11 protein-coding genes and 1 pseudogene are annotated in these 12587 nt (G+C 70.6%); 3 read left to right on the forward strand and 9 right to left on the reverse strand.

The window, feature by feature from the left end; all coding sequences use genetic code 11:
* Positions 1-5: 5 nt before the first annotated feature.
* From JT1_RS06730 to JT1_RS06755, 6 genes are read right to left on the reverse strand one after another with little or no spacing between them, the layout of a single operon-like run.
* Positions 6-1145 (reverse strand): Wadjet anti-phage system protein JetD domain-containing protein, encoded by a 1140-nt coding sequence (locus JT1_RS06730; RefSeq protein ID WP_068324885.1) that lies wholly within the window; start codon positions 1143-1145, stop codon positions 6-8.
* Positions 1142-4465, reverse strand: coding sequence for an ATP-binding protein (locus tag JT1_RS06735; RefSeq protein ID WP_068324886.1), 3324 nt, complete (start codon positions 4463-4465; stop codon positions 1142-1144). Before JT1_RS06735 ends, JT1_RS06730 begins: the two co-directional genes overlap by 4 nt.
* Entirely contained in the window at positions 4452-5117 is a 666-nt protein-coding gene (locus JT1_RS06740) for a DUF4194 domain-containing protein (protein ID WP_082807520.1), read from the reverse strand. Before JT1_RS06740 ends, JT1_RS06735 begins: the two co-directional genes overlap by 14 nt.
* Positions 5114-6565 (reverse strand): DUF3375 domain-containing protein, encoded by a 1452-nt coding sequence (locus JT1_RS06745; protein WP_068324887.1) that lies wholly within the window; start codon positions 6563-6565, stop codon positions 5114-5116. Before JT1_RS06745 ends, JT1_RS06740 begins: the two co-directional genes overlap by 4 nt.
* 47 nt (positions 6566-6612) lie before the next feature.
* Positions 6613-7023: a type II toxin-antitoxin system VapC family toxin gene (locus JT1_RS06750; protein ID WP_068324888.1), complete on the reverse strand. Its 411-nt coding sequence runs from the start codon at positions 7021-7023 to the stop codon at positions 6613-6615.
* Positions 7020-7256, reverse strand: coding sequence for a type II toxin-antitoxin system Phd/YefM family antitoxin (locus JT1_RS06755; RefSeq protein ID WP_169701892.1), 237 nt, complete (start codon positions 7254-7256; stop codon positions 7020-7022). The genes JT1_RS06750 and JT1_RS06755 overlap by 4 nt, the downstream gene beginning before the upstream one ends.
* A 134-nt stretch (positions 7257-7390) precedes the next feature.
* On the opposite strand from JT1_RS06755, the gene JT1_RS06760 reads away from it, so the two are divergent.
* A complete protein-coding gene (locus JT1_RS06760; protein WP_068324889.1) occupies positions 7391-8785 on the forward strand; it encodes a hypothetical protein in 1395 nt (464 codons plus the stop codon).
* Positions 8786-8862: 77 nt separating this feature from the next.
* Here the strand turns inward: JT1_RS06760 and JT1_RS06765 are convergent, their stop codons facing one another.
* Together JT1_RS06765 and JT1_RS06770 are read right to left on the reverse strand one after the other, a co-directional pair.
* A complete protein-coding gene (locus JT1_RS06765) occupies positions 8863-9993 on the reverse strand; it encodes an alanine racemase (RefSeq protein WP_068324890.1) in 1131 nt (376 codons plus the stop codon).
* A 204-nt stretch (positions 9994-10197) separates the two neighbouring features.
* Positions 10198-10821 (reverse strand): LON peptidase substrate-binding domain-containing protein, encoded by a 624-nt coding sequence (locus tag JT1_RS06770; protein ID WP_255218276.1) that lies wholly within the window; start codon positions 10819-10821, stop codon positions 10198-10200.
* Between the two features lie 131 nt (positions 10822-10952).
* Here JT1_RS06770 and JT1_RS18275 point away from each other — a divergent pair, with 131 nt between their 5' ends.
* Positions 10953-11267, forward strand: a complete 315-nt coding sequence (locus JT1_RS18275; RefSeq protein ID WP_068324891.1) for a hypothetical protein — start codon at positions 10953-10955, stop codon at positions 11265-11267.
* 114 nt (positions 11268-11381) lie between these two features.
* On the opposite strand, the gene JT1_RS06780 is transcribed toward JT1_RS18275, so the two are convergent.
* Positions 11382-11681 (reverse strand): hypothetical protein, encoded by a 300-nt coding sequence (locus tag JT1_RS06780; RefSeq protein ID WP_169701893.1) that lies wholly within the window; start codon positions 11679-11681, stop codon positions 11382-11384.
* A 202-nt stretch (positions 11682-11883) separates the two neighbouring features.
* Between JT1_RS06780 and JT1_RS18890 the strand changes: the two are divergent.
* Positions 11884-12571: pseudogene (locus JT1_RS18890) on the forward strand (transposase family protein); the annotation flags it as partial.
* Positions 12572-12587 lie beyond the last annotated feature (16 nt).

The raw sequence follows: 12587 nt of genomic DNA on the forward strand, positions 1-12587 counted from the left end.
GATACTCAGACCTGCGTCGCCCGCCCCAGCTTCGTGATCGCCGTCGCCCACGGGATCCGCTCCTGCTCCAACCGCACATGCCCCTCTTCGGCGAGCCGCGCACGTGCCACCTGCTCGACATCCGTCAACGAGGGCAGCCGAGCCGTGACGGGCTGTGGGTCGGGTACCCACAGGTCTCGGTGGGCGAGCAGGGTCTCGACATCCATGAGCACCGAGACCACCTCGGGCAGGTGCGTCCGCAGCCGGTGGAGGATGGCGAAGCCGTGCGAGTCGAGGTCCCCCCAGTAGACGACGGGCGCACGCCGCACCCACGGCAGCTCCGCGATGACGTCGACGGCGTAGCCCGAGCCGTGCACGACGACGGCACCCGGCCAGGGTGGCATGGCAAGCACGGACTCGAGATTCTCGAAGACGAAGGTCACCCGCTGATCGAGCTCCAGCGACCGCAGCTGTGCGCGGCTCGCCGCGAAGTCATCGACGCCCCCGCGTGCCAGCTCCCGGTCGAGCACGCGCACCCGCACGAGCGGGTCTGCGGCGACGATGCCCAGGTCTGCACGGCCGCTGGCCGCCAGCACCAACGCACTGAGGACGCCGCGATGGGCGCCGAACCACTTGCTGTCCACCCCCCGGATGGGCAGCTGCCGCGGACGCATGCCGTCGACATCGTTGTGGCACAACCAGTCGGCTGCGGCGACGATCTGGTCGAAGCGCTCCGGCGTCAGCTCGACCAGGGTCGCCGAGTGGCGACGCGCAGCCGCCCGGACCCCTTCCGAGTCACCGACCACGTCGTGGATGCGGGCCAGGCGCTCGCTCAACGTCCGCCAGCGCCGGGCCGGTTCCCCCTTCGCCAGAGCGGCCACGGCGTCCGGGTCGCGCAGACGCAACCGCACCGGCACCGCTTGCCGGCCGATGCTGCGCCAGCTGCGCGTCTCCCAGTCGAGCTCGGCACCGGGCGGCAGCCGGGCCGCATCCCATTCCCGCACCCACGACTCGGCAGCGAGCTCGTCGGATCGCACCTCGCGCTCGGTCGGCGGTCGCAGGGCGATGCTCATCGCCGGGACGTCCACGGCCTCGGTGGCCCAGGCCGAGAGACGGCGGTGCAACCTCTGCCCCGCCAGCTCCCGAGCTTCCCGCAGCGTGATCATGTCGCCCCTGATGCTTCCCTGTCCCACTGCACCTGGGCCACGTCTGACCGCCGGCGGCTCGGGTTCTCGATGGACGTCGCGCCGTCGACGTACGGCTCGATCGTCTGGAGCAGCTTCTGCGGGGTGGCGAGGACCATCTGGAACCCGAACTCCACGAAGATGTCGAGCGCCATCCGCGTGTATCGGGTGTCCGCCTTGTCGAAGGCCTCGTCGAGCACGATGGTGCCGTACCGCGGGAAGGGGTCGTCGGTGTCCGCGAGCTGGTACCGCAGCGCGGCAGCGAGGCAGAAGATGACGAGCTTTTGCTGTTGCCCCCCGGACATCGCGGCTCCGGAGTCGTAGGTCGCCAGGACGCGCCCCCCTTCGTCGATCTCCTCCGCGAGGAAGGTGACGTGCTGCCGCGTGTCCAGGCACGCCTGCCGCCACGTGCGGTCGACGTGGTCGCTCGACTCGAGCCGTCGCATGATCTCGGCGAGCGTCGCGAAGCGCTCCTCGGCGGTCGTCAGCTCGTCGTCGGTCCAGCTGCCCTCGGAGATCGAGCGGAGATCCTGCAGGAAGCGGTTGACCGTCTCGGAACGCCGCGTCTTCACCCGTAGCCGCAGGTACACCCCGACGTCGAAGGGAGACCGCCGCAGGCTGGCGTTGATGGGGGTGACCCGCTCGTCGATCTCGTGCGGCGCACCGAGGATGTCGCTGACCAGCTCGCCGATGAGGTCACGCGAGCGCTCGCGCAGGAGTCGTAGGAAGTCTGCTTCGTGCTCGGGCAGTCCTCGCGCGACGATCGAGTCCAGGAGCGTGAGGTAGCCGGACCGGTCGGCCACGGTCGGGGTCAGCTCGGTCGAGGCCTCCGGCCACCGGCCGTTGAACCTCACCGCTGACCTGATGAGTCCCTCGGATGCCTGCCGTGCCGTGTCCTGCGCCTGGTCCCGCTCGCCCTGGAGCGTGCGGAGCACGGCGAGGCCCACCTCGGGCAGCTGCTGACGGGTGATGTTGCGACGGATGCGGAAGCGTTGGTCGAGCTCGGCCGCCGTCGCGTCGTCCACCTCGGCGATCCGCCCGGCGTCGATCGCTGCTCGGGTCTCGGTGACCACGTGCGCGACCTCGTCGGCGGCCACCCGCGCGCTCTTGAGCCGCACCCCCACGTCGAGCGCCCGCTGCCGGGCAGCGACGCGCTCCTGGTCGGCACGCCGGACCGCGGCGAGGGCGGCGTCGAGACCGGCGTCGCGGGAGGTGAGCTCGGCGAGCTGCTCGTCGAAGGCACGTACGGCGGCAGTCGCGCCGTCCCGGTCGACGTCGGCCCATGACTGGTTGCGGACGACGCCGAGGACCCCGCGACGCTCCGACTCGGCATTGCGGCCGGCCTCGAGCCGCTCGATGATCTCCTGGATCCCGTCCACGCGTTCCTGGGCCGCCGCACGGTGCTCGAGGAGCGCGTCGAGGAGGTGCGCCGGGTCGCCGAGGACCCACCGTCGACGGTCGTCGATCGCCCAGCGGTCGTCCTTCTCGTACCGGGTCTGCGAGGCCCGTACCTGACCGTTGATCGTCACCGCCCGAGCGTGGTCGTCCATGTCGTCGGGACGCTCGACGCAGGCGTAGTCGTACCGCTCCGACAGCCGGCTGAGCACCCACGTCCGGAAGGCACCCTCGCGCACGGTCACCCGGTTGACCAGTGACAGCGGACTGCCGGCGGGGCGCGGGCTCGCGCCGTCGGCGGCCACCTCCTCGAAGACGACCCGCGTGCCCAGGCGCGTCGCGTCGATCCACCTGCGCGCGGCGGGCAGGTGCGGCGAGCGCACGAGCAGGGTGAGCGCGAAGGGTCGCAGCACCCGCTCGATCGCGCCTCGCCAGTCCTCGTGCTCTGGCCGCACGTCGACCAGCTCCGCGGCGAAGGGCAGGGAGGACTCCGGGACGGACAGCTGCTCCGCGAGCTGACGCCGGATGCCGAGCAGGTCGCCGGGCACGCCGCTGCGAGAGCTGCGAGCGGCCGCGATCGCCTCGTCCGCCGCGCGGAGGTCACCACGTGCGGCAGCCAGCTCCGCCAGCTGGTCATGGCTCGGACCTGAGGCAGTGGACGCTTGTGCGAGCAGCTGCTCGATCGACGCCATCAGCTCCGCATGGTCCTCCCGGGACGTCGGTGCGCCCCGGACCCCCACCCTCCGCAGGTCCGCGTCGAGCTGCTGCCACCTATCGTGGACGGCGCTCTCTCGCTGCTCGGCCGCTCGTCGCCGGTCCTGGAGCACCTCGGCCTGCCCGCCGCCGAGCTCGTTGGCGCGCAACTCGGCGGCACGGACGCTCTCGTCAGCCCGTGCGGCACGGTCACGCGCCTCCTGCTCGTCGGTCTCGAGTCCGATGAGCTCGGCACGCAGCTGCGTGCTCTCCTCGGCGGCGAGGCGCAGCGTGCGACGACGACGGTAGGGCTCCTCGGCCTCGATGAGCGCGTGGGCCTGCCGGGCGGCCGCGTCCGCGGCCTCGTAGATCTCCGCCTGAGCGCGCAGCTGCAGCAGGTGGTCACGCTGCTCGCGCAGCTGGACGATCCGCTCGTGCGCCGCCCGCAGCTCGGCGAACTGCGTGACGGCTGTCTCCGCGAGGTCGAAGGTCGTGGGTCGCTCCAGCATGTAGTCGCGGAAGAGCTGGTCGAGGCTGTCGAGGTTCTTGGCGGCCTGGGTCTTGTGCAGCAGCTGGAGCGCGGTCTCGTCACCCATGCCGAAGATCGATCGCAGCCGAGCGTAGAACCGGCCGTGGGCGTGATTGCTCGTGATGAGGGCATCGGGCCAGCGCTGCTGCAGCTTGCGCGCCTCGAGGCCGCTGGCCGCGTGCTCCTGCAGGTCGGCGAGGTCGACCTCGGAGCGCTCGATGAGGCAGATGTCGCTGAGGTCCGACGCGGTCGTGCCGGACGCCCTCACGAAGAACAGCCGCGCGAGCGACAGCAGGTTGCCCTGGCCATCGTCGAAGTGCAGCACGATGCCGCTCCATGTCGCCGTGCGGCGCAGGTAGGAGCTGACCACCCGGTCCTCGGTCTCGTCGATCGTGCGCGACCAGGCGCCGCGCACGTAGGTGAGCATGGTCCGCTGGTCGGCTCGCCGTCCGGCGCCCTGGGCTGCCTGGTTGAGTCGGAGCCACTTGTCCGGGGTGAGGACTGCCGCGATGGCGTCGAGCAGCGAGGACTTGCCGGACCCGGAGGGGCCGGTGATGAGGTGCCCTCGTCGGGCGATCGGGACACGGTAGATCGCACCGTCGAAGGTGCCCCAGTTCGCCAGCTGCACCTCGGCGAGACGCCACTGCCCCGCGAAGAGGGTTCCGGTCCCCTCAGGAGCCGTCACGGGCGCTCCCTTCGTCGTGTGCCGGCTCCGCGGACGGAGCCGGGTCCGCCGTCGCCAGCTTGCGGTACTCCTCCTGCAGCGTCACGGCGAGGTCGTGGTCGACGATGAACTTCACGACCGGGGAGATCTCGGCGCGGTCCTCGTCGACCGGGTGGATGACGCGGAAGCGGTTCATCATCCGACCCCATGCCGCGTTGAGGGTGCGTTGGTAGGTCTGGGCGTCGCCGGTGCGATAGACGAGCAGGCGCTCGAAGACCTCGTCCTTGCCCACGATCACGCGTGGCTCGCCCACGGCGGCGAGCAGCAGCTGGCGCAGGGTGAGCAGCATGATCGAGTCGACGAGGGTCAGGCTCTCGGCGCGCAAGGCGCTGGGTGCATCGATCTCCGCAACGCGGACCTTGCGGGTGAAGGCGAATTCGTCCTCGCGATCGATGACCAGGTCGAGGAAGAGGTCGTGCAGGCGCGATCGGATCTGCCGCTCGTCGGCGACGAGCGCCGCCCACAGCTGGGGACGTCGCCGCCCGGAGAGATAGGGGCCCTTGAGGACCTCGAGCAGGGCGCGGCGGGAGGCGTCGCGGAGCCCGCCGAGGTCGCCGTCCCACAGCCGGGCTGTGGTGGGGGCGTCGTCGGGGGCCAGGTCGTCGTCGTTCATGCGATGGGCTCCCGGAAGAGGTGCCGGCCGACCTCGGCGGCTCGGTGGACGTCGTCGACCCCACGCCAGCACAGACGCTCGCGCGCGTCGGGGTCGACCTCGCCCTGGGTGGCCGCGAGGGACAGCAGCCCGATGACGCTGCCGAGGCCCTGGGTGGCGGGTCGTCGTCGGAGGATCTCCCCCACCGTCACGGGTGAGGTGGCGGCGAGCTCCGCGTTGACGTTGTCGATGAGCTCGGCGAAGTCGATCTCGCTCTCCCTGGCGACGGACTTGAGGGCCTCGAGGTCGAGGGGCGCGCCCGCGGCGTCCACCAGCACCTCGCCGGTGTCGAAGTCGCTCGGGTCGTGCAGGGCGAGCTCCCCGACCGTCGAGAGACGAAGGGAGGACAGCTCCAGATCTCGTCCGAGCGAGGTCGTGGGGCGCACCTCGCGAGCGGCCGGCCCGGCAGCGGCGAGCGTGGCCTGCAAGGAGTCACGCAGCACCCGGTCGCGCTGGAAGTCCTGCGAGTAGACGTACCGGCGCAGGCCGCGAGCGAACTCGGTGAGGACGAGGTGCACGTCGCGGCTGCTCGTCTTGAGGTCGCGGACGAGGGAACGCAGGGTGCGTCGGTCAGCGACCGGGAGGGTGTCGGCGAAGCCGCGCTCGAGCACCGCGGCGAGGTCGCCCTCCAGCGCCGACGAGCGCTCGGGGTCGCGGACGAGAGCGGCGAAGCCGGAGAAGGTCTGGCCCTCGTCGGAGGCCTCGATGAGGTCGACACCGCGGAAGACGTCGTCGAGCACCCGCCGGTCGCTCTCGTCGGCCTTGAGGATGCGCTCACGCAGGTCGTGGTTGAGGGTCTCGAAGCGCGCGCGCACGCCCGCGAAGTCGGCGGGGAGGTCCTGCGCCTGCAGGAGGATGTCGGTGGCCCGCTCGAGCGCGGTGCGCTCGTCGAGGACGGTCACCTCACCCGTGCGGACACGCGTGATCTCGGCGTCGATCCGGTCTCGCTCGTCCTGGAGCGCCTCGAGACGCCGGTGCACGTCGGGATCGGTGTCGATGGCGAGCTGCCGGATGGACTGCGCCAGGCTGATGAGCCGCGACTGCGTCACCGTGGACCGGGGTTCGTCCAGCTGCTCGAGCACGCGCAGTGCCTGGAAGGCGTCGGGGGAAAGCTCCAGGGTCTCGCCCCTGGCGCCGACCGCGGGACGTCGCACGAGGTAGCCGGCCCCACGCCAGTCGTCGCAGTAGGCCCGGGCCGTCTTCGGCAGGTCGAAGTGGTCACGCAGGAGCTCGAGGTCGGCGTCCATGACCTCGTACAGGTCGTCGGTGGCCACCCGCGTGCCGGCCCGCCCGAGGTGCGTGGACAGGAGGCCGGCGATCACCGCGACGTGGTCGGCCCTGAGCATCCGCAGGGCCGCGTTGTCGGCAACCGTGCGCTGCAGGGCGAGCGCCGTGGAGGTCGTGGTCACGTTGGCCATCCTGACAGCCGGACCCGACAGCGCTTGCAGACCCGCTGTCAGTGGCGTCGCACCTCGTGCACGACGAGCTCGTCGATCCCGGTGAAGTCCCGGGGATTGCCGGTGTACAGCGGCAGGTCGTTGGCCAGTGCGGTGGCGGCGATCAGTGCGTCATAGGCTCGAGCCGCCGGCTTGCGCCCAGCCGATCGCAGCGATGCGGCCACCCGGCCGAAGGCGCGTGCCGCAGCCGCGTCGAAGGGAAGGGGCTCGAAGTCTGCCTCCGCCTGCTGCAGGTGCGCCTGGCGGGCGGCTCGGTCGTGGTCGGACGTCGCGACGTGCGGGCCCACGGAGAGCTCGGCGAGCGTGATGGAGGTGATGCTCGGCTCCGCGGGCAGGGACGAGGGATCACACACCGCGAGATCGATGAGCGCGGAGGTGTCGAGGACTCCGTAGTCGCTGGGGTGGCTCACAGGGAGGGGTCCAGCAGCTCATCGATGTCGGCACGCAGCCGCTGCGCATCCACGGCCGGCAGGTGCCGTCGTCTCTCGATCAGCTCCTCGACCCGCGAGGCGCGTCGAGGTAGCGGGACGACCCGAGCAACTGGCTCGCCGTCCCGCGTGACCGTGAGCGACTCACCCCGCTCCACGCGACGCAGGACATCGCCGCCGCGGTTGCGCAGATCCCTCACGCTGACCCCTTCCATGCGATCAGCGTATCACGCGTGATACACGACGGCGGGCGTCGGCCGGGTCACCATCGGCTGAGCCGACCGCCGGACACGGCGAAGGGGCAGCGCTCCCCATGGCGCTGCCCCCTTCGCCCCGCTTGACTCTCCCCATGACGAGCACCCCACTGCCGCTGCCCGCGACCGACGCCATCCGTGGGGAGCAACCCGCGGCCGACCTCGGCGGAGTGGTCCTGCGGTACCGGTGCGCCGACGAGGTCGCTCCCTTCGCCCGCCCGGTCATCGAGCGCTACCGGCAGTACCACGCGGCCGGCGAACCGCTCGACGGGTTGCGCACGATGGTCGGCTTCACGATGTGGCGACTGCGGCAATCGGCTCCGAACGAGTACTGGCTCACCGCGGCCGACTACGCCAGCGACGACATCGTCGACGTCGCGACCGATGACCTGACCTTCGCGCTGTGGATCGAGGCAGCGCAGACCGACACCACCGAGCGTGCGGGTGTGCGGGGTGATGACCTCGACCTCAGCTCCCGGGTCATGTTCACCAAGGCCGCGCTGACGGTGGTCGACAAGGGCCGCCCCGACGAGCTCGTCCTCGAGCGCCGCCGGCCGACGGACGACACGGACTCCGGCTGGCTGGTGCGCACGGCCGAGCGCTCCTTCCTGCGCAACAAGGAGGTGGAGATCATCGCTGGCGTCGTCGCCGGCACCGCGCCCCACCTGCTCCCCTACCTCACGCTCCCCACCGGCTCGGTCGTGCGGGTGGCCGACGGTCGTCACCTCGCGATGGAGGTGCCGGGCGCGGCCGAGCCGCTGCAGACCCTCACGGCCACGATCGGTGGCGTGAGGCTGACCGCGCAGGGGGCAGCCCACCTCGCCCCGCTCGTGCAGGGTGTCCTCGACGAGTTCGCCGCGCAGGGGACGGTGGCCGTGGGCTCGCGCGTCGAGTCCGGGTACACCCCCTTCGTCGTGGAGCACGGCGAAGGGGGGACCCTCCGCGTCGTGTGCGCGGACTTCTCCTCGCCGGAGGGCTACCGCAGCGACATGACCGCGGACCTGTCCGTCCCGCTGGCGACGCAGGTGCTGCAGGCCTTCACGGTCAAGGAGTCCGGGGTGCCTGGCGAGACGACGCGCGCGGACGAGTCGGTCGCCATCCAGGCCGCGGCGCTCGAGGACATCGTGCTCGGCGTCGCCTCCCCGCTCGTCATGGAGCGGGTGGGCCACTCGGCGGGCCGCGAGGTGCTGGCCGACGGCACCCGCCGCTCGGGCTGGTGGATCACGGCGCCCCGGGCGCGCAGCGAGGAGGAGGTGGCGATTCGCAACATCGACGCCGGTGAGCTGCAGGCCAGCGACCCGACCTTCGCGAAGTACTACTGCCTGCCGCACGGCACGATGCTGCGGTTCGCCGACGGCGAGCTCGTCGACGCCCACCTCGTCGACGACGCGAAGATGGCCGCCCTCGCGGATGCCGACCCCACGCGCACGATGGGCGACCTGCTCGCCTCCGGCGAGGCGTCCCGCCGGCTCCCGCTCACGGCCCGCTGAGGAGGCCCTCCCGCTCCCTGAGGAGGTTGCGCAGCAACCGTCTCGAAGGGGACGCAACGCTCACGCCAGAGCGAGGTTCACCACCCGCGGCACCGCTCCCACCGCTCGCTGCAGGGTTCCCCTTCGCCGGCGACGACCTCGTAGTGGTCGTGCTGGGAGGCGGTGGCACAGGCGTGGATCGGCAGGATCCGCACGCGCGTGCCGACGGGCAGGTCGGGCAGGTCGCGCTCGACGCCGGGTCGGATCGCGAGCACGCCGTGCTCCTGGCTCGCGCCGACCATGAGCAGGTCGGGCAGGACCTCCCCTTCGTCCGTGGTGACGAGACCGAGGTGCTGGTCGACGGCCTGCGCGGCGGTCCCGCGGTCGCTCGAGGTGGCCATCCACCCGGCGTCGGTGAGGAGCGACGCGTCGTCCGGCCCGCGCCCGATGACGGTGGCCACGACCGACAGGGCGAGGTCGTCGACCGCGCAGACGCCGATGCCGGCCATGACGAGGTCGAAGAAGACGACATTGCCCGCGCGCACCTCGGTCACCCCGGTGAGGTCGCTCGCGGCGTGGGCGGTCGGGGTCGAGCCGACGCTCACGACCGGGGCGGGGTGCCCGGCAGCCCGCAACCGCTCCGCGGCGTCGACGGTGGCCCGCCTCTCCTCTTCTGCCGCGTCACGCTGGGCCTGGGGCGTGGTCGCGAAGTACGACCCGCCCGCGTGGGCCATGACCCCGCGCACCTCGGCCCCGCCGTCGGCGAGGACGCGCGCGATCTCGAGGAGCTGCGGGTCGTCGGGGCGCACCCCGCCGCGGTGCCCGTCTGTGTCGATCTCGATGAGCGCCGGCAGCGGCTCCCCGTGCCCGGCGACGAAGTCCGCGACCGCCGTCGCTTGCGCCACGGTGTCGAGGAGGATCATCAGGTTGACGCCGCGCCGGCGCAGCCGCGCGACCCGCTCGAGCTTGCCGGGCGCGATGCCGACGGCGTAGAGGATGTCGGTGTAGCCCGCGTCGGCGAAGAACTCCGCCTCGGCCAACGTCGAGACCGTGATCGGCCCGGTCCCGCCGTCGAAGATCATCTCCGTCGGCTCGAGCGCCTTGCTCGTCTTGACGTGCGGGCGCCAGGTCACGCCGAGGCCGTCGAGGTGGGCCCGCAGGCGGGCGACGTTGCGCGCCACCTTGGCGCGGTCCACACGGGCGAAGGGGGTGTCCGGCAGCGTCGTCATGGGCTCATGATGCCCCCAACGCTCCCTGAGGAGACGCGCCAGGGGCCGCACCCACGCTCCCTGAGGAGGTTGCGCAGCAACCGTCTCGAAGGGACCACACCCCAACGGTCCCTGAGGAGGTTGCGCAGCAACCGTCTCGAAGGGACCACACCCAACGCTCCCTGAGGAGGTTGCGCAGCAACCGTCTCGAAGGGCCGTCGTTCCTCACACGGGGTCGTCAGGGAACTGCAGAGGGAGCAGGTCCAGCGCCTCGCTGGTCAGCTGCGCGGTGCGCTCCAGCAGCTCCTCGACGGAGGATGACCGCAGGAGGGCCAGCTGGTCGAGGGCGCCCAGCGGGGCGATCCCGGCCAGCTGCCAGCTCCGCGTGACGGGGTCCTCGGACAGCTCGACGTCCGCGGACCAGAGTGGGGCGCGGTACTCGCTCACCACCACCAGGGCGCGGCGCACGACGTGCTCGGTGTCGGCCAGGCGCGTGGTGTGCTCGTTCCTCCACTCCAGGTCTGGCAGGAGGCGCACCTCGGCGCGCGGGTACGGGGCATCGGGCAACCAGTTGACGACCTCGAAGCGTTCCTCACCGCGCGCCAGCAGGCGGACACGGCCATCCGCAGTTGGCTGCAGCTGCTCGATGGAGGCGACGGTGCCGATGGCGAACCGCTGGTCTCCCCCGCCGACCTCGAAGCCCCGCTCGATGAGCACCACACCGAAGCGTCCATCACCGCCGGCGATGTCCCGGAGCATCGTCAGGTAGCGCGGCTCGAAGATTTGCAGTGGCAGGAGGTTCCCGGGGAGCAGGGCTGACCCCAGGGGAAACATCGGCAGGTCGTTCATCTCGCCACCGTCCTACACGAGCGGAGAAAGTTCTGCCGATTGTCTCGGGGTCCGTCGTTGATGAGCAACTGTGAGACCGTTACTCGCACATCTGCTGGGGGTCGAGAGGACGCCGCAACTCGAATGTCGTCGTGCAGTACCCGACCGACGATCAGCACCTCGCCGATCAGGAAGTGGCGTGGACGGCCGACACGTCCGCCTGCGGACTGAATATGGCCCTGCCGAAGATGTCACGAGAGGACACCAGCACCCAGTTCGGTCCGGGCAGTCTGGCCGAACTCTGCACCGGGTGCGGCCGCGGCACGGATGGCCGTGGCGATCAGGGACTCGTATCGCTCATGCACCCCCGCTCCGAACTGCTCGTGCCACGGGGCGAGGATCCCGACGATGTCGGCTTGTGCGGCGTGGGTCAGGCGAAACGCCGACATCAGTGCACGATCAGGTGACATCTGATCGTGCAGCAGCTGTCGGCAGCAGCCCCGAGACCGGCCGACCGGCGTTGCGCCGAGCAACCTGTGACCTCTCACCCATCGCCCAAGGTCAAGTCCCGCCCAGTGCCATCACTCTTCGCTTGCGCCTGCTGGAGCGTCCGGCCCTTCCACTGCGATAGGACCGAGACCAATCCCCGCCAGCGCCTGGTGGACCTTCGCCTGCATTTCTGCCAACGCATCCGCACGACCCTGCTGGTACGCCAGTTGCGCCGCTGCCGCCACAGCAGATCCCCGCTTTTTGTAGGAGCCCCACACTTCGTGGATGACGTAGTCCGTGGAGGTGGCCTCGAGTCTCAGGACCTCCAAGAATCCGTTGGCACCCTCACGACCAGTCCAGTAAGTCCCGTCCGCCATGTAGTTCGCAGCCATGGTCTCGATTCTCACATCATCCTGCCGACGATGGACGAATTCCGCTCTAACTATCGTGCTCGTTCCTGGGGTGCTTCTGCGCCTGGCCTCTTGGGTTCACTGGTTCTCGTCGTAGAAGGCGATGTCTACGAGCTGACGTGTGACGGTTGAAGCCCCCCCCAGGTTTGATGCCGCTCCTGTTTGAGTCCAGGAGGATGAGCACATGCCGAAGAAGATTGGTCCCGAGCTGCGGGCTCGAGCTATGAGGTTGGTGATCGAGCACCGACAGGAGTACCCGTCGATGACCGAGGCGATGGTCGCGGTGTCCAAGCAGCTGAACGTTTCGCGGGAGTCGGTACGGCGCATCGACGCGGGCCGTCGGGAGGGGACCACGACGCAGGAGTCTGAGGAGATCAAGAAGTTGAGGGCCGAGAACCGGCGGTTGCGCGAGGACGTGGCTGAAAACGGCGACGACTTCTTCGCGGGGGGCAATCGACCCCCGCAACCGCTGATCATGGGAATCATCGATACCATGAGAAGCTAGGGCCGCGCGGTCGAGTCGATCTGCCAGGTTCTGCGCGAGCAGGGCTGTCGGATCGCCGCGCGGACCTACCGCAGCTGGAAGACCAGCGGCCCCAGCGTGGCCGCGCGGAACGTCACCGACGCCCACGTCATGGACGCGCGGAACGTCACCGACGCCCACGTCATGGACGCGGTGCGCGATATCGCTTGGACCACCGACCAGCACGGCCGCAGCAAGTTGACTCCGGAGGGGCTATACGGGCGCCGGAAGAGAAGCGCCTACATGCGTCGCTCAACGGATCGTGGCCTGGCACGCTGCGATGACCAAGCAGACCGATTTGGTGATGGTCCCGCTGCGGATGGCGATCTGGCAGCGCGGCCGTGAGGGCGGCAGAGAACCCGGGG

It is taken from the genome of Janibacter terrae NBRC 107853 (genome assembly GCF_001591405.1).
GTDB classification, from domain to species: domain Bacteria; phylum Actinomycetota; class Actinomycetes; order Actinomycetales; family Dermatophilaceae; genus Janibacter; species Janibacter terrae.